Source organism: Streptomyces sp. NPDC050759 (genome assembly GCF_044456945.1).
Classification (GTDB): Bacteria; Actinomycetota; Actinomycetes; order Streptomycetales; family Streptomycetaceae; genus Streptomyces.
In genome coordinates this window covers 14,423-32,194 of record NZ_JBITGI010000025.1, presented here as the reverse complement: position 1 = coordinate 32,194, position 17,772 = coordinate 14,423, and the positions used below count along the sequence as shown (strand labels likewise).

Annotated in this window: 11 protein-coding genes; 1 reads left to right on the top strand and 10 read right to left on the bottom strand. The window is 73.6% G+C overall.

Annotated features, from left to right (window positions below):
* Nucleotides 1-34: 34 nt before the first annotated feature.
* The 9 genes from ACIBJB_RS43480 to ACIBJB_RS43440 form a co-directional block, all read right to left on the bottom strand.
* On the bottom strand, nt 35-2,680 hold the full coding sequence (locus tag ACIBJB_RS43480; protein ID WP_398939695.1) for a condensation domain-containing protein: 2,646 nt from the start codon (nt 2,678-2,680) through the stop codon (nt 35-37).
* Complete coding sequence (locus tag ACIBJB_RS43475; RefSeq protein WP_398939694.1) at nt 2,677-4,527, bottom strand: amino acid adenylation domain-containing protein; 1,851 nt, start codon at nt 4,525-4,527, stop codon at nt 2,677-2,679. Before ACIBJB_RS43475 ends, ACIBJB_RS43480 begins: the two co-directional genes overlap by 4 nt.
* Before the next feature lie 26 nt (nt 4,528-4,553).
* Nucleotides 4,554-6,482, bottom strand: coding sequence for a non-ribosomal peptide synthetase (locus tag ACIBJB_RS43470; RefSeq protein ID WP_398939692.1), 1,929 nt, complete (start codon nt 6,480-6,482; stop codon nt 4,554-4,556).
* 70 nt (nt 6,483-6,552) lie between these two features.
* The gene (locus tag ACIBJB_RS43465) at nt 6,553-7,749 is read right to left on the bottom strand and encodes an acyl-CoA dehydrogenase family protein (RefSeq protein ID WP_398939691.1); all 1,197 of its coding nucleotides are present in this window, start codon (nt 7,747-7,749) and stop codon (nt 6,553-6,555) included.
* Complete coding sequence (locus ACIBJB_RS43460; protein ID WP_398939690.1) at nt 7,746-10,877, bottom strand: condensation domain-containing protein; 3,132 nt, start codon at nt 10,875-10,877, stop codon at nt 7,746-7,748. Before ACIBJB_RS43460 ends, ACIBJB_RS43465 begins: the two co-directional genes overlap by 4 nt.
* 108 nt (nt 10,878-10,985) lie before the next feature.
* Nucleotides 10,986-12,269: a non-ribosomal peptide synthetase gene (locus ACIBJB_RS43455; RefSeq protein ID WP_398939689.1), complete on the bottom strand. Its 1,284-nt coding sequence runs from the start codon at nt 12,267-12,269 to the stop codon at nt 10,986-10,988.
* Between the two features lie 62 nt (nt 12,270-12,331).
* A complete protein-coding gene (locus ACIBJB_RS43450) occupies nt 12,332-13,570 on the bottom strand; it encodes an MFS transporter (RefSeq protein WP_398939688.1) in 1,239 nt (412 codons plus the stop codon).
* The gene (gene cysD, locus ACIBJB_RS43445) at nt 13,570-14,460 is read right to left on the bottom strand and encodes a sulfate adenylyltransferase subunit CysD (protein WP_398939686.1); all 891 of its coding nucleotides are present in this window, start codon (nt 14,458-14,460) and stop codon (nt 13,570-13,572) included. The genes ACIBJB_RS43450 and cysD overlap by 1 nt, the downstream gene beginning before the upstream one ends.
* Nucleotides 14,457-14,828 (bottom strand): hypothetical protein, encoded by a 372-nt coding sequence (locus tag ACIBJB_RS43440; protein WP_398939685.1) that lies wholly within the window; start codon nt 14,826-14,828, stop codon nt 14,457-14,459. Before ACIBJB_RS43440 ends, cysD begins: the two co-directional genes overlap by 4 nt.
* Before the next feature lie 216 nt (nt 14,829-15,044).
* On the opposite strand from ACIBJB_RS43440, the gene ACIBJB_RS43435 reads away from it, so the two are divergent.
* Complete coding sequence (locus ACIBJB_RS43435; RefSeq protein WP_398939684.1) at nt 15,045-15,812, top strand: thioesterase II family protein; 768 nt, start codon at nt 15,045-15,047, stop codon at nt 15,810-15,812.
* Here the strand turns inward: ACIBJB_RS43435 and ACIBJB_RS43430 are convergent.
* On the bottom strand, nt 15,796-17,757 hold the full coding sequence (locus ACIBJB_RS43430) for a condensation domain-containing protein (protein ID WP_398939683.1): 1,962 nt from the start codon (nt 17,755-17,757) through the stop codon (nt 15,796-15,798). The two genes, ACIBJB_RS43435 and ACIBJB_RS43430, sit on opposite strands and share 17 nt — an antisense overlap.
* Nucleotides 17,758-17,772 lie beyond the last annotated feature (15 nt).

Here is a 17,772-nt window from a genome sequence, read left to right as displayed (position 1 = left end):
ACTGCGGACTCTTGCACAAAATCCTCCCGGAAGATCAGGGCTTCAACATTGCGGCGAGCGTTTCCTGCCAGTTCTCTCTCGGGCGTGGTGTCAGTTCGCGGGCGAATCCCGTGGGCAGATAGCGGCGTTGGTGCAGCAGGTCGGGTGCATCAGGATGCGGCGAGAGTCGCTTCCTGTGGTTGATGCGGCTGTCGCTGCCCAGGAGCCGGATGAGTTCCGAGGTCCACTCATGCCAGGTGACGTGGCCGCTCACCGCGTTGACCGTGCCGCCGGCCGGTTCCGCGACGCAGGCGGTGAGCACCCGGGCCAGCGCCGCCGCGTGCACCCAAGAGGTCCCGTACCATCCCAGCCCGGGATCCGGGAGCTCCACCGGCTTCCCCGCGCGCACCGCCTGGAACAATGCTCCGGTGGCCCCCCGGCGCAATTGCTCGCGCAGCCGGTCATGAGCGCCCCAGACGATCGGGGTACGCACGGCGCTCGCCCCGCCCCGCCCGCCGGTGCCCGCCGCGCCCAGCAGCAGCCGCTCGCACTCGAGCTTCGCCCGCCCGTACGGGGTCAGCGGCTCCTGCGCCGCGACTTCGGCCGTGACCTCCGTGGCCCTCGCACTGCCGTAGGCGTCGGTGCTGCTGACGAAGACGAACGGTCCGTGCCGCCAGCTCTCCAGGAGGGTACGCATGGCCGCGAGGTCCACCTCGGGTGACGTGAAGGTGCTTGCCGCGTGGATCACCGCGTCGGCCCCGCGCATGGCCTCGCGCAGGGATGCCGGGTCCGTGAGGTCGCCCTCGCACACCTCGGCGCCGGCGGCCGCGGCCCGGTACGCCGACTCGGGGCGGGCCAGGGCGCGCACGGGGATGCCCCGGGCAGCCAGTTCGTCCAGCACGAATCCGCCGACCCCGCCGGTCGCCCCGGTGACCAGCACCGTGCCGGCGGACGTCGCGGTGCCCGGGCGCCGGGCCGGGGCGTGCCGCACGGCGTCGCGCTGCCGGGCGCGCTCGTCGAGCAGCGTGCCGAGGGCCGAGGGGGTCGGGTGTTCCATGACGTCCAGGCCGGTGACCGGCAGCGCGAGCCGTTCCCTCAGCCCATCCGCCGCCCTGACGGCCTTGAGTGAGTGTCCGCCCAGCAGGAAGAAGTCGTCGTCCGGACCAGGGTCGTCGCCGAGCAGCTCACGGAAGACGTCGAGCACGGCGCGGGTCCGGTGGCCGGGGGCGGTGGGGGCCCCGGAGCTCTCGTCACGCGGCCGGTGCGGCACGTCGTGGGTGGCGGTGGCCGCGTCCGGCCGGGGTGGATCCGGCAGTGACAACGGGTCGTCCGCGAGCGCCCTGAGCGCACGGCTGAAGGCACGCAGGAAGGCCCGCGCGGTATCAGTCCCCACGCGCGCGCGGTCGTACTGCACCAGACACCGCGGCGCGTCGTCCTCCTCCACCCCGGCGACGCAGAAGCCGACCCCGAACTTGGCCGTGCCCAGGTCGACCGGCACAGCCTCGGTACGTACGCCGGGCAGCCGCAGTGCCGGCGGCGCGGCCAGGATGTCGGCCATCACATTCACCAGCGGACTCGAGTCCTGGTCGCGTACGGCAGCGCCGAGCCGCTCCACGATCAGGTCGAAGGGCACCCGGCGATGCTGCTGCGCCTCGAACAGGGAGTGCCGTACGCCGGCAAGCAGCTCCGCATAGGTGCCGGCTGCGGGCACCGTGGCACGGATGGGCAGCGTGTTGACGCACAGCCCGACGAGATCACGCGTCCCGGGCCCGTCCCGCAGGCTGCTCACGCAGCCGACCACCAGGTCCTCCTGCCCGGTCTCCGCGCGCAGCGCGGCGAAGGCGGCGGTGAGGACGCAGGCGTACAGCGTCGCGCGGTGCCGCACCCCGGCCGCCCGCAGCCGGCCGATCAGCCCGGGCTCCAGCGGCTCCTCCAGCACGCCGCCGTCGCCGCGCCGCGGACCGTCCGGCCTCGGCGGCGGCGCGGGCAGGGGCACCGGCCGGGCGCCTTCGAGCCGTCCGGTCCAGTACGCCAGGCCTTCCTCGATCGCCGTACGGTGGGCCCGCTCGCGGCGCACGAAGTCCGCGTACTGCGGCACAGGTCCGGGAGGTGCGGGCGGCCGTCCGGCGACGACGTCGCCGTAGACGGAGCCGATGGCGCCGAGGACCACGGGGAGGGATTCGCCGTCCACACAGATGTGGTGGAAGGTGAGGGCGACGGTGTGGTGATCGGGGGCGTGCCGGACGACCAGCACCCGGGGGGCGGTGCCTTCGGCGAGGGTGAAGGGGCGGGCCGCCGCGGCCCGTACGGCGGCCGCGCCGGTCTCCGGGTCCGCGTCCTCGACCTCGATGTGCGGTGGCGCGAGCGGCGCCGCCTCCTGGTACGGCTCCCCGTCCGCCTCCGCGTATCGGCCGCGCAGCACCGGGTGGCGGCGCAGCACCTCGGTCAGGGCGGTGCGCAGCGCGTCCAGGTCCAGCGGGCCGTAGACCCGGGTCACCACCGGCACGTTGTACAGCGGGCCGCCCTGTCCGAGCCGGTCCATGAGCCACATGCGGCGCTGGGCGTCGGACAGCGGCGTGCGCCCGGTGTCCTCGGCCGCCGCCGCGGTGCGCGCGGCCTCGGACGCGCGGGTGCCGGCGCGGCGCTTACGGGCCCGTTCCAGCAGCTCGCGCTGCCGCGCCGCGGCGCTCGCCCCCGTCACCGGCCCGGCTCCGCTCCGGTGTCGTCGGCCGCCACCTCCACCAGCGCCTTCTCCACCAGCCCTGCCTGGTCCGCGACGGTCTCGGCGGAGAAGAACTCGGTGAGCGTGAGATCGACACCGAGTTCCGCGCGCAGGTCCTTCAGGATGCCCAGGGCGAGCAGCGAGTGGCCGCCCAGGGCGATGAAGTTGGCGTCCGCCGTGGTCACCGGCGACTCCAGGGCCCGGCTCCAGAGTTCGGCGACGGCCTGCTCGATCGGCGAGAGCGCTGCCGTCCCGGCCGCGGCGGCTTCCCCGGGGGCGGGCAGTTCGGCGAGCGCGTGACGGTCGACCTTGCCGCTGTTGTTCAGGGGCAGCTCGGCCACGCGTGTCCAGGTGCTGGGGATCATGTGCGGCGGCAGCTGCTGCTTGAGGTGGTCGCGGAGCGACGCCGGGTCCGGTTCCCGTCCGGTTGCGGGTACGTAGAACGCCGCGAGGTGGGCGTCGTCCGGGCTCGGCCTCCGTACGGTGACGGCCGCGTCGGCGAGGTCCGGGTGGGCGCGCAGCGCGTACTCGATCTCACCGGGCTCCATGCGGAAGCCGCGCACCTTCACTTGGTCGTCGAGGCGTCCGCGGAAGTACAGCGTGCCGTCGGATCGCTGGGACACCAGGTCCCCGGTGCGGTACAGCTTCCCGGCGCCGGGGTGGTCGACGAAGCGCTCGGCGGTGAGTTCGGGCCGGCCCAGATAGCCGCGAGCGAGCCGCGGGCCGCCGATCCACAGTTCGCCGACGGTGTCGGCGGGCACCGGCCGTCCTGCCTCGTCCATGACGTGTGCCGTCGCACCGGCCACCGGCTGTCCGATGGGCGGCGGTTCGTCGCAGTCGCCGTCCCGCAGCAGATGGAGGCTGGTGAACGTGGTGGCTTCGGTGGGGCCGTATGCGTTGATCAGCGTCAGCCAGGGGCAGGCGCGCAGCACCTTGCGCGCGTGCTCGCCCGACAGCGCCTCGCCGCCGACGATCAGCGTGCGCAGCAGCCGGAACACCGGGGAGTCGTGGGCCGCCAGGTGGTGGAAGAGCGCCGTCGTGAAGAAGGCGACGGTGGCGCCGAGCCGTTCGATGTCCCGGACCAGCGCGTCCAGCGAGAGCCGGGTGGCGCCGGAGGTGACGACGGCGGCGCCGTTGCCGAGGGCCGCCCACAGCTCGAAGGCGGACGCGTCGAAGGTCATCGGCGAGTGGAAGAGCACCCGGTCGCGTTCGGTGAGCACCAGGTACTCGGGCTGTTCCGCCAGCTTGGCCACCCCGCGGTGGGTGAGGACCACACCCTTGGGCCGGCCGGTCGAGCCGGAGGTGTACATCACGTAAGCCACCGCGTCCGGACCGCCCGTCCCGGGCAGCTCCCCGGCCGTGCTCTCCGCTTCGCTGCCCGCCGCGGCCGGCGCTCCCTCCCCGTGCGGTCCTGCCGGGTCGGGCGGCACCAGGGTGCGCTCGGCGGTGATGCCCGCAGCTGCCGCCAACTCACGGTCGCCAACGGTCAGTTCCGCGCCGGCCGTGTCCAGCATCATGCGCGCCCGGGCCGGCGGGTAGCCGGCGTCGAGGGGTACGAAGTGGCCGCCCGCCCACCAGATGGCGAGCTTGGCGACCACGGCGCGGGGCGAGTGCGGCAGCAGCAGGCCGACGGCGGAGCCCGGCGCGACGCCGCGGGCCCGCAGCGAAAGAGCGAGCGTGCGGGCGGCGGCCACCAGGTCTGCATAGGTCAAGGCGGTCTCCCCGTCGTATACGGCCAGCGCACCGGGGTCGGTACGGGCGCGGCGCAGCACGAGCGGGAGGATCCCGTGGCTCGCGGCGGGGGCGCGGGACGCGGATGTGGGCACGGCTTGGAACCTCCGTGAGAGTGCGGTCAGTTGTGGCGGAGGCCGGCGGGGGGCCGCGCGGTGGCCAGGGCGAGGATGCCGCGCAGGTCGGGCTGGCGCAGCAGCTCCGCGGCGCTGAACCGGACGCCGGTCAGCTCCTCCAGCGCGTGCAGCAGATGCGCCGCTACGAGTGACGTCATCCCGGCGTCCGTCAGGTGGTCGTGCAGGCTCAGGTCCGGGTTGTCGAGCAGGTCGCGGGTCACGGCGACGATCTTCTTCTCCAGTGGGGCGAGGGCGCTCTCGTCGGCGGGCGACGCCTCCTCCTGCGCGGGTGCCGCCCCGGCGGTGCGCTCGGGCGGCCGCGCCATGGCGCTCAGTGCCGCGCGGTCCACCTTGCCGTTGGCGTCCAGCGGGAAGGCGTCCAGGATCACGACGGACGACGGCACCGCCTGCTCCGGCAGCAGGGCGCGCACTTCCTCCAGCGTAAGTGCCGGGTCGGGGGCCGCGGCGTCCCGGAGCGGCTGGACGAAGGCGAGGAGGCGGGTCAGGCCGCGGACGCGCTGCGGCACCACCACGGCGCGGGCGACCTGGGCGGTGCGTTCCAGCGCCGCCTCGACTTCCGCGGGTTCGATCCGTACGCCGCTGATCTTCACCTGGTCGTCGAGGCGCCCCAGGAACTCCAGCACGCCGTCCGCGCGCATGCGCACCCGGTCGCCGGTCCGGTAGACCCGGTCGGTGCCGGTGACGCCGGCCGGGGGCGGCACGAAGTACTCGGCGGTCAGGCCCTTGTCGAGGTAGCCGAGGGCGAGGCAGGTGCCGCCGATGCGCAGCTCCCCGGCCTCGCCGCGCGGCACGACGCGGCCCGCGTCGTCGGTGACCCAGACGACGGCGCCGTCCATCGGCAGTCCGATCGGCGGCTGCACGCCGGTGTCCTCGGCCGCCGGGTCCAGCCGGTGCACGGTGGTCAGCACCGTCGCTTCTGCCGGGCCGTACGCGTTGTGGACCTGGGCGGTGACCTCCGGCGCCGGCCAGCTGCGCAGCCGGTCGCCGCCGATCTCGAGGTGGCGCAGCCGCGGCAGCGCGGGCCAGGGACGGCCGAGGACGAGTTCGGCCAGCGGCGTGGGCAGGATGGACAGGGAGATGCCCGCGTCCTGCCACCACGTGGTCAGCGCGTGCGGGTCGGAGCGCACCGTTTCCGGTGGTATGACGAGGGCGGCGCCGGAGGTCAGCGCGGCCCACACCTCCTTCGGGTGCGGGTCGAAGGCGCCGCCGATCAGCATGCTGTGGCGGTCGCCGGGGCCGCTCGCCGTGCGGTCGCAGTACCAGAGCAGCAGCGCGTCGAAGGAGACGCCGCCGACCACGACGGCTTTGGGCCCGCCGGTGGATCCGGAGGTCAGGACCACGTAGAAGGCCTCTTCCGGCACCGTCGGATGCCGCTCGGGGGTGAGGAACACGGCGACGGTGCCGTCGTGTTCCTCCGCGTCGGCCCAGGGCGGCGTCACGGGGAGAGGCACGGCCTGCGCCGCGTCGTCCGCCCGGCCGGCGAGCCGCGTCCGCTCGCCGATGAGACAGGCCGGACGCACCTCGTCGAGCACCGCGTTCAGCCGCTGCTCCCCCGGGCGCGGGCCCAGGGGCAGGCAGACGGCATCGAGCCGGGCGACGGCCACCCAGACCGCGACCAGGGCGGCCGAGTGCTCCAGGGATACGGCCACGAGGTCGCCGGGTCCCACCCGGCCGCGCAGCGCGGCGGCGATACGGTCCGCCAGTGCGTCCAGTTGCCCGTAGCTCCACTCGCCGCCGGCCTCGATGACGGCCGGGGCCCGCGGTGTTCTCTCGACCCAGTGGCCGTACCGGCCGAGGATGGCGGACCGGCCGACCGGCGCCCGCCCGTGGGCGGCTCCGTATTCGACGCTGAGCAGGGCCTGTCCCGGTGATGTGGCTGCCTTGTCCGGCGTGTGGGGTGATGTGGTGCTCACGCTGTCTCCGCTCGTGAACGGTTCAGGTCTCTGACACGGGGGTGATTGCGGGTGTCCGGGCGGCGCGGGTTCAGGGCAGGCCCATCGCGCGGGCGATGATGACCTTCTGCAGCTCCGTGGTCCCCTCGATGATCGTCATCATCCGCACCTGCCGGTAGCGGAGTTCGAGCGGATGGCCGCGCACCCAGCCGGTGGCGCCGTGCACCTGGAGGGAGCGGTCCACGGCCCGTATCGCGGTCTGTGACGAGGTCAGCTTGGCGATAGCGGCGTTCTCCTGCGCCTCCTGCCCCTGGTCCACGAGCCTGGCGCAGGCGAGCGTGAGGAGCTTGGCCGCCTCGACCTCGGCGCGGGTGCTCACCAGGTGTTCCTGGACGTGCTGGAAGGAGCCGATGCGCTCACCGAACGCCTCGCGTTCCCTGGCGTATGCCACGCCGGCCCGCAGGGCGTACTCGGCGATGCCGTCGCACATGGCCGCCACCACCAGGCGGCCGCGCGTCAGGCTCTCCATGCCGTCCGCCGCGGCGCAACCAATGCCGTCCGCGCCGCCGATGACTGCGTCGGCCGGCAGCCGGACGCCGTCGAGTACGAGCTCGAACAGCGGCTCTCCTGACATGCCCTGGTAGGACTGTCCGATGTGGAGGCCGGGGGCGTCCATCGGGACGATGAAGGCGGTCGGCCCTCCCCCGCTCCCCGGCCCGTTCGCCGGTGTCCCGTCCACGTCCGTGACGTCGGCGATGACGATGGCGATGTCGGCCCGGTCGGCGTTGCTGACGAATGTCTTGCGGCCGGAGAGCGTCCAGCCGCCGCCATCGGCGGGCCGCGCCCGGGTGCGCAGCCGGAAGGCGTCCGAGCCCGCGTGCGGCTCGGTCATCGCAAGGCAGCGCAGGGCCGTGCCGCGCACCAGCGGCACCAGATAACGCTTGATCTGTTCCGTGGTGCCGTGCCGCAGCAGCGGGCTGGGGCCGTCGGAGCCGGCCAGTGTGTACGGGGCCAGCAGGCTGCCGTTGCGCCCCGCGGCGTGGTGCAGCAGGACGACGGCGAGGAAGGGCATGCCGGAGCCGCCGAGTTCCTCGGGGTAGTCACCCGCGTAGAAGCCCAGCTCCGCCGACCGGCGGCGGACGTGGTCGCGCAGGTCCGTCGGCGGGATCTCGGTGTCCGGTGGCAATTCGGCGGCGAGCGGCTCCACTTCGCGGGTCAGGAACGACTCGAAGGACCTGACCAGCTCCTGGTGCCCGTCCTCGAGTACGGATGCCGGTGTCACGCTCACGCCCCCGCCTCCCGCAGCACGCGCGCCTGGTCCGCGAGCACGGGATGCTGGAACAGCACCCGCAGGGAGGGCCGCCGGCCGAGGACGGGTTCGAGCCAGGACGCGAGCTGCGCGGCCAGCAGCGAGTGCCCGCCCGCGTGAAAGAAGTGCGAGGTCGCGTCGAACCGGTCGTGGCCGAGCACGCTGCGCCACCCCTCGGCCAGCCACTCGACGGCGGGGTCGGCCCCACTCCCGGCAGCCGCGGGAGACGCCGGCTCCGGGCGCAGCCCGTCCGCGATACGCAGCAGCGCGCAGCGGTCGGGTTTGCCGCCGGGCAGCAGCGGCAGCGCGTCGAGGCGGACCCACCGGCCGGGTACGAGCGCGCCGGGCAGCCGTTCCGTCAGGGCGTCGTGCAGGGCGCTGTGGTCCGGCTCCTCGGCCGCCTCCACGAATCCGGTGAGCCGCGGCTCGCCGTCATCGTCCCTGCCGAGCACGACGGCGCAGGGCATGCCTCCCGTCTCCGCGGTCGCCACCGTCTCGATCTCCTCGAGCTCGATCCGGTGGCCGCGCAGCTTGATCTGGTTGTCCCGGCGGCCGAGGAACCAGATCCTGCCCCGGTCGTCGCGGTACCCCAGGTCGCCGGTGAGATACAGGCGTCGGCCGCCGAGCCCGCCGGGCTCGACGAAACGCGTGTCGGTCTCCGGCTTGTCGCGCAGATATCCCTCGGCGAGCCCCGGTCCGCCGATCGCCAGCTCGCCGACCGCGCCCGGCGGCAGCGGGCACTGGGTGTCGTCCAGTATCTGCAGCTCCGTGCCCGGCAGTTCGGTGCCCAGCGGCACCTCGGCGGCAATCAGATCCTGGCGCTGCACGTCGTGGACGACGGAGGTGATGGCGGCCTCTGTCACCCCGTAGGCGTTACGGACATCGGCGTCGGTGGCGTCGAGCAGTGGCCGCAGGACGTCGGCAGGCAGCCGTTCGCCGCCGAGCACGATCAGCCGCGGCCGCCACCGCCCGTCGCGCAGCACCTCGCACAACTGGTCGCGGACGGCGAGCAGATAGCTGGTCGGCAGGTTGGCCACGGTGACCTGCCGTGCGGTCAGGAGCGCGGCCAGCTCCGCCCCGACGGGCACCTCCGGGCGGGGTGCGATCAGTGAGCCGCCGGCGAGCAGGGGCGGCAGCACCTCCTCCAGGGAGACGTCGAAGGAGGGCCGGGCGAAGACCAGCGCCCGGTCCCGCTCGGACAGGCCGAAGCGGTCGGCGGTCACCCGTGCGTGATAGGCCAGCGCCCGCCTGCTCACCAGCACCGCCTTGGGCACGCCGGTGGATCCGGAGGTGTGGATGACGTACGCCATTCCCGGGTACGTTTCGGCCGCCGCGGCCCGTATCTCCGTCCACCGGTCCATCACCGCGACCGGGAGCCGGTCCGCGGGCAGCGCCGCGGCGGTCTCCGCCGTGGTGACGACCAGTGCCGGCTCCAGCCGCCGGAGTACGGACTCCAGCCGGGCGGGCGGATCGTCCGGGGACAGCGAGCAGTAGACGAACTTGCCGCGCAGGCACGCGAGAAGCGCGACGATGGCGTGCTCGCCCCGCGGCAGGATGCAGGCGACGGGCTGCCCCTCGGTGACGCCCGCGTCCCGCAGCCGGGCGATCAGCGTGTCGACCGCCTGCGAGAGTTCGGCGCGGGTGAGGGTCCTGGCGCCGGAGACGAAGGCCGTGCGTTCGTCGGCACGGCCGGTCAGGGGGTCGAGGACGGCGTCGGTGGCGGCCGTGACGGACGGCTGGTCCTGCAGGTCCGCGGCCGGTGCCGGGGCGGCGGCCGCGAGCCGGGCGAGCGATTCCTCGGGGGTACGCAGGTAGGCCCGTAGCAGATCGAGGAACCGCCCGGCGATGAGCCGCACCGTGTCCTCGGTGAACAGGCCGCGGTCGAAGTCCCAGACGAGTTCCATACCCGCGGGCCCATGCCGGGGGCCGACGGTGCGGCGGTCGTCGGGGATCAGCACCACATCGAGGTCGAACCGGCTGGTCCCGGAGTTGAACCCCTCGTGCAGCGACACGTCGAGGCCGTGCACATCGATCTCCGGCAGCGGCGCGTCATGCGCGCTGAACATGACGCGGAAGAGCGGGTTGTCCGTCCCGCCGCTGTGCAGTCCGAGCTCCCGGGTGAGTTCCTGCACGGGAAGGCTCTGGTACGGCAGTGCCCGCAACAGGGTGTCCGTAGCGGCGTCGACCGCGGCCCGCGCCCGGTCGCCGCGGTCGGAACTCAGCCGGAGCGGGATGGTGTTGACGAACATGCCGACGGTGCGCTCAAAGCCCGGCGGGCGGTTGCCTACCGCGGTGCCGATGGCGATCTCGGTCCGGCCGCTGTGCCGGCACAGCAACTCGCCGAAGAGCGTCAGCAGGGTCGAGAACGGCGTATGCCCCTGGGCCCTTGCGAGTTGCCGCAGCCGCTCGGCGTCCTCCGGGCCGATCCGCTGCCGCAGCTGGCCGCCCTCGTTCCGGCCGTCGGCCCGGGCGCCGCCGGCGTCCTTGCGGACCAGGCCGGGCAGCGTCAGTCCGAAGTCCGCGCCACGCAGCTCCTCGCGCCAGTAGTCCAGGGCGCGCCGCCGGTCCTGGGCGGTCACGGACTCCACATATTCGGCGTACGAGCGGCCGGTCGGCAGTTCGACGGTGGTGCCGCGCACCAGGGCGTCGTATGTGCCGAACACGTCGTTCAGCAGCAGGGCGAAGGAGTGTCCGTCGTGGATGAGATGGTGCTCGACGTGGACGAGCCGATGCCGCCGGGCGCCGAGCCGGACCAGGCACCAGCGCAGCAACGGAGCGTCGAACGGATCGACCGGGGTCACGGCCTCCGTACGCAGCAGGATCTCGAAGGCCGCCTCCGGCTCCGCCTCTCCCGTCAGGTCCACGGACCTGAACCGCGGCGTGCAGTCGTCTCTCACCCGCTGCCGCGGGGCCTGCCCCGGCTCCTCGACCAGTTCGAGTCGCAGCCCCGGGTGCCGTTCGACGGCTGTCGCGAGCGCGCTGCGCAGGGCCGTCTCGTCCAGGCGCCCGTCGAGGTCGATGGTCGCGACGAAGTTGTAGGCCCGGCTCCCCGGCAGCACCTGTTCGTGCAGCCAGACGATCTCCTGTGAAGGCGACAGAACCAACATGCCGAATCGTCACTCCCCGTTCTTGGCGTCACGTCATCCGCACCGCCCATCCTGGGGCGCTCACCGGACCCGCACAGCCCCTGACTCGGGCGGCGCACCCCACTTCTGCTATGGGGCCCGCATAGGGGTACCCAGCCGTCCGGTGAGGCGGCCGAACGCGGCCATGGCGCGCGGCTCTGGGAAGAGGTCAGTGCGCCACACCATCCGGACCAGGAGGCCGTCTCCCTGGGAGAAGGACACGGCGAACGGGGCCTGCGACGGCCGGGCGGGCACATGGAACTCGTGCCCCTCGGCGTCCCCGAGTCGCAGCGGGGGGCGCCGGCCCAGGTCTTCGAGCGTCACCATGCCGTCGAGCTCGCCGTACCAGTCCTGGCCCGCGGCGCGTACGGCCCGTACCACCTCGTCGAAGGGGGTGTCCGCGCGGTCGAGATCGTCCCACCAGACGTCGGCCGCGGCCTTCTTGGGGGCCAGGTGCGCCACCGTGTTGAGGAAGCAGCCGAGGACGTCACCGGCGCCGTACGGCCGCCCGCCCCACGGGTATCCGAGCAGCGGCCGGCGCGCCTCGCCGTAGAGCTCACGCGCCGCCTCGGCGCAGGCGTCCAGCAGTGCGGGGAAGGCGCTGCCCGCACCGGCGTCCGGCGGGCCGGGGAGGCGGGCGTCCGCCGCTGCGACCCGGCCGGTGGGGCCCGGGGCGTGCGCGGCCTGCGGCCGGTGGACCCCGGCGAGCCGGCGGGTCCAGTAGGCGAGCGCGCCGGGGTCCGACGCCCGCAGCTCGGCGTCGAGCTGCAGCTCCACCGCCGCACGGTAGGCGTCGTCCGCCGCCCTGAGCCGCGCCGGGGGTACGTCGGCGGCCGTCGAGCGCGCGGCGTATGCGGCCGCGAGGTCGTCCGTGATCTGTGCCAGCGCCTGTTCGTCGCAGGCCGCGTGGTCGACCACCAGCGCCAGGGCATCCACCGCTTCGCCGCCGGCCGTGTCCGCGGCGAGGTACAGCCGCAGCGGCGTCGCCTCGCGCTCGCCCTCGATCGCCCGGCGCAGCGCGCCGACGGCGGACTCGTCCGGCCGGGGTACGAGCCTGCGCACCACCGGCGAGGGGGCGCCGGGCAGATGCACGGGGATGCCGCGGCGTATCCCCGCCCGCAGGCGCAGCGCCGGGTGCACCGCCGCCACCTGCCCGACGGCGTCCCGCAGCCGGTCCTCGTCCACGGCGCCGGCCGGGAATCTGAAGTACAGCGGCACCACGTCCGGCGGGCCGCCCCGGTTCGCGCTGCGCATGACCACGAAGCGCCGCTGGGCTCCGGTGAGCGGCAGTGGCCGCGGCTCGCCGGCCGCGCCGTCGGCGGTGACGGCGGCGAAGCGCGCCAGATACTGCGCGGTGATGCTCGAGCTGGTCACAGGGCTGTCCTTCTGTCAGGAGACCGGCGGTCAGGAGACGGGCTTGTCAGGAGACGGGCTTGTCAGGAGACCGGCAGATCGCGGAGGCTCCGCAGCGGCGAGCACACCAGCGGGAGGGGCACGACGAGCATTCCGGCCGCGCACACCCATACGGCGGCGTGCGCCCCGACCGCTCCCGCCAGCACGGAACCCGCGCCCGCGCCCAGCGGCATGCTGCCCCACACCAGGAAGCGCATCGTGGCGTTCATGCGCCCCAGCAGCTCGTCCCGGCACAGCAGTTGGCGGAAGCTGACCTGGGCGACGTTGTAGACGACCGCGCCGAAGGCCACCACCGCGGACCCGGTCGCGAACAGCAGGGTCGGCGGGCCCAGCACCGCCAGCGGCCACAAAAGCGCAAACGGCCCGGTGACGGCCGTGGCGAGCCAGATCGACCGCGCCTGGCCCACCAGCGCCGCCACCCGCCCCGCGCACAGCGCCCCGGCCAGGCCGCCGGCCGCCGCGGCGGAGAGCGTCGCCCCGAGGGCGCTCGGGGAGAGCCCCAGGTCCCGGGTCAGGAACACGCTCTGGACGGAGAGCAGCAGCGCGGAGAAGAAGTTGGCGACCGTGGTGGACAGCGCGATGACCCGCAGCAGCGGCTGCCGCAGCACGAAGGCCACGCCCTCCCGCACCTCCGCGGACAGCGAACCGCCCCGGTCCCGTACGGGCGGCGGCTCGGGCTTGCGGATGGCCCGCAGGAAGAGCGCGGATACGCCATAGCTCAGCGCGTCCAGCAGCACCGTCACCGGTGCGCCCAGCGCCTGAGTCACGACACCGCCGGCGCCGGGCCCGGCGATCTGGGCGGAGGCGCGGATGCTTTCCAGCGCCCCGTTGCCGGCGGCGATACGGGGTCGCGGCAGCAGCCGCGGCACGTAACTCTGGTGGGCCACCTCGAAGAAGACGGTCGCCAGGCCGGCGGTGAAGGCGACGAGATACAGCTGCGTCATGGACAGGACGCCGAGCAGATGCGCGGCCGGGACGCTGCCCAGGGCCGCGAGCCGCACCCAGTCGGCCCGTACCATCAGCGGCAGGCGCCGCATCCGATCCACCCACGCACCGGCGGGCAGGCCGATCAGCAGGAAGCCGGCCGTCTCCACCGCCGTCAGCAGCGCCACCTGCGCCGCGGGCGCGCGCAGTTGGACGGCCGCGACCAGCGGCAGCGCCACGAGGGACATCTGGGTGCCGACCTGGCTGACGGCCACGGCCGACAGCAGCCGGCGGAAGTCAGGGTGCCGCAGCACCCCGTCCGTGTCCTCCTGGTCCATCAGAAGTAGCCCTCGCGCTTGCGGTCCTCCATCGCCGCCGCGGACATCTGGTCGTCGGCACGGGAGGCGCCCCGCTCGGTGGTACGGGAGGCGCCGAGCTCGGCGATGACCTGCGCCACGGTGGTCGCCTCGGACTCGATGGCACCGGTGCAGGACATGTCGCCGACGGTGCGGTAGCGCACCTGCAGTTTCCTCGCCTCCGCCGTCTCCTCGGGGCGGCACCAGGGGCCCGGGGAGAGCAGCATGCCGTCGCGTTCGAACACCTCGCGTTCGTGGGCGAAGTAGATGGAGGGCAGGTCGATGGACTCCTGGGCGATGTACTGCCATACGTCCAGCTCGGTCCAGTTGGACAGCGGGAAAACCCGTACGTGCTCGCCCGGGGCGTGCCGGCCGTTGTACAGCTGCCAGAGTTCCGGGCGCTGGCGCCGCGGGTTCCAGGCGCCGAACTCGTCGCGCAGGGAGAACACCCGCTCCTTCGCTCTCGCCTTCTCCTCGTCCCGGCGCCCGCCGCCGAGCACGCCGTCGTGGCGCCCCTGCGCGATGGCGTCGAGCAGCGGCACGGTCTGCAGCGGGTTCCGCAGCCCGTCCGGCCGCTCCAGCAGCCTGCCGTCGTCGATGTACTCCTGCACGGCGGCCACCCGCATCCGCAGGCCGTGCCGCTCGACCATGCGGTCGCGGGATTCCAGCACCTCGGGAAAATTGTGTCCGGTATCCACATGCAGCAGCTGAAAGGGAAGCGGCGCGGGGGAAAAGGCCTTGACCGCCAGATGGAGCATGACGACGGAGTCCTTTCCTCCCGAATAGAGGATGAGCGGCCGCTCGAACTCCCCTGCCACCTCCCGGATAATGTGCACCGATTCGGCTTCGAGCAGCGCGAGATACGACGTCATGCGAGCCCTCGGGCGGCGAGCAGCGTATGCGCCGCGCGCGCCGATTGCTCGGGGGACCGCCCGGGCTCGACCGGGATTTCCACCAGAGCGGTGCTGCTGGCCCGGTGCCGTGCCATCGCCGTCTCGTTGCTCCCGCCCGCCACGGCGATGGCGACCATGCCGTTACGGGCGAGGACCTCCGCCGTCACGGCGACCCGGTGCAGGTCGTCCGGCGGTCGCTCGCGCAGGATCGCCACCCGGCGCCCGTCCGCACCGAGCCGTTCCGCGAGCAGCCCCGCGGCGGCATCCAGGTGCGCGGCCGGCGCGGACAGCGCCGTGAACCAGACCGTGACCCCCGGGTAGCAGGTACACCTGCCCGAACTTCTCATCGCCCACCCCTGGTTCGACTCCTGCGCTTCGGCCGCACATCAAAAGAAATTCAGGAGGAGACGTTCCGGAAGTGTCAAGCCCTTGCCCTGTCGTCCGCCACCGCTAGGGGTTGGCAGTAGGGGTGGCCGCACGGATACGTTCTGGCTCCGACGCAATTACCCCGCTCCGTGCGTGAGATGGCGGCCTACCCATGGCGCTGGAAGGACGGCTAGTTAATGGCAGACCACCGTGCGGCCAATTCCCCGTGGATCAGGTGTTTCCGTTCGGTGCCGCACCGGCGGGCGCGGCTGGTGTGCTTCCCGCACGCCGGGGGTGCGGCCAGCTTCTACGTGCCGCTGTCCCGGACGGTCACGGGCGCCTGCGACGTGCTGGCGGTCCAGTACCCCGGCAGGCAGGAGCGCCGGCAGGAGCCGTTCCGCGACAACGTCCACGAGATGGCGGACGAGATCGCGCAGGCGCTGGTGCCGTGGACGGACGTGCCGCTGGTGCTGCTGGGCCACAGCATGGGCGCCACTCTCGCGTACGAGGTGACGCGGCGCCTGGAGCGCGACGACCCCGCCGCCGTGGCGCGGCTGATCGTCTCCTGCCGCCCGGCGCCCTCGCGCACCGGGCGGAAGACCGTGGAACTCCGCTCCCAGGACGATGTGCTGGCGGAGCTGCGGCGGCTGAGCGGCACGGACGACCGGCTGCTGCTGGAGCAGGAGATGATCGACATGATCGTGCCGATCCTGATCGCCGACTACGCGGCCATCCGCCGCTATCAGCACGTTCCCGAGCCGGTGCTGCGCACCGGCATCACCGCCTTCCTCGGCGTCGACGACCCCGGGGTGTCGCACGCCGACGCGGCCGCCTGGGAGCAGCACACCACGGGGACGTTCGCGCTCCGGCTCTTCCCGGGCGGGCACTTCTACTTCAAGGACGACCCGGCGCCGCTGGCCCGCGCCGTGTCCGAGGTGCTGAGCCCGCTCACCGCCGGGGTGTAGCCGGCTTCAGCTTCGCCGCGAGCTCGGCGGGCGGCACCGCCGCGTAGAGATCCGCGTAATCGAGGCCCGAAACGCCCCGGCTGCGCAGCGCGTCGAGGAAGGCATCGGCACGGCCGAGCCGGCCGCCCGCTCCGACGTACGACCAGGCGGCCGACCAGTCGGCGTCCGGCACGCACGCCGACAGCGCCTCCGCGAGCACCGTGGCAGCGGGAGTTCCGGCGGGAAGACCGGGTCCCTTGTCGCCCCGGGCGTCGGCGAGTACGGGGACGCCCCTTGCCTCGCCGCCCGCCGCCGCGTCGGCCGGGCTCGCGTCGGCGGGCACGATCACCATGCGGTCCGGGATGACGGCGGCGGGCCAGGAGCGCAGCCGCGCCGCCATGTGACACCGCAGCGTGTGCGGATCGGCGCCCTCCGCCGCCACGTAGGCGACCAGCTCTTCCGTGCCCTCCTCGGCGACGACGTGGCACGCCGCGACCCCGTCCCGGGACAGCAGCAGCCTCTCGGTCTCGTCCAGCGACACCCGGCACCCCTGCCGCACGGCCCACCGGCCGTCGGCGGGCAGCACCGGCAGCCCCGCCTGGTCCAGCAGATCCCGTACGGACCCGCTGGGCCGCGCCGCCGCCACGAGAACGTCATGCAGGCCGATCAGGAACCGCTCGACCCAGGCGTCGTCGAGCAGTTCCGCGTCGTAGCGCACGCTGAGCGTCAGCCGGTCCACCGACCGGCGCACGAAGAGGCCGAAGTGATCGAAGAAGTCGGCCTTGACCGGCGAGAGGACGACCCTGCCCTTGGGGCCGGTGATGTAGGCCTCCTGCTCCTCGATCCGGCTGAAGTTCTGCCGTTCGGCGGACCGGTCCACATAGTTGAAGGCCACCATCGCCTCGGTGCCGACACCGCGGAAGAACTGCGCGCGCAGCAATTCCTCGCGCGCCTGCCAGTGATCGTGGCGGCCGTGCCGGTACACCGGAGTCAGCGACCGCTTGGCGTAGCCCACGAGCTGGGCCAGGGACGCGTCCAGCGGCGGGGTGAGGAGCAGCGGCAGCGTCTGGGCCGCGCAGCCCACGAAGTCCAGCTGTTCGGTCCGGAAGCGATTGGCGGAGGAGGCCCGCAGCGCCGTGCGCCGGTTCCCCGTCACGTAGCACAGCGCGGCGGCGAACACGCCCATCATCACCGCCGATTCGGGTGCCCGGAAGCGCCGTGCGAGGTCGCGCACGACGACTCCGGCGTCGGAGTCGAGGGCGCCCTGGGTGAAGCGGGGGCCGCGCCCGGAGCCGGCCCGTACGGGAATGGTGCTGGCGGGGAACTTCGCGGCCACGCCCGCGATGTACTCCTGGGCGCGGTCGTTGACCCGCTGCCCGGCGGGCGACGCCTCGTAGTCGCGCTCGGCGGACGGCGGCGGGACCTGTGGCCGGCGCTCCCCGGGCTCGGTCTGCTGCCGCAGCGCGGCGGCCAGGTCCCGCTGGAAGGCCATCACGCCGAAGGTGTCGATGGCGATGTGGTGGAACATGAACAGCAGCCATCGCGGCGCGCCGTCCTGTACGGCCACGCCGAACCGGACCTGAGGGCCCGCCTCGATGTCGAAGTCGCGCTCGAAAAGCTCGTCGAAGAAGTGCAGCGCCCAGCGTTCCGCGGTCTGCGTCGTATCGATCTCCCGGATGTCGACCGGCGGGTCGAAGGCCGGGCCCGGCCGTGCGGTCACGTTGCCGTCCGGGCCCAGGCCGTAGGTCGTCCGCAGCGCCTCGTGGGTGGCCACCAGGTCGCGCACCACCCGCAGGAGGTCGTCCGTGCCGACGCCTTCCGGCACCGGAACGGCCGAGCGCACGTTGTCCTGCCAGCGCGTGCCCGGCGGCGTCAGCCGGTAGTGCGCCCAGTGGTACTGCTGCGCCCACAGCAGGGGGTGCCCGGTCGGCCGCTCCGTCTCGGCGCTGCCGGCATCGGTCGTCATCTGATGTCCCTTCCC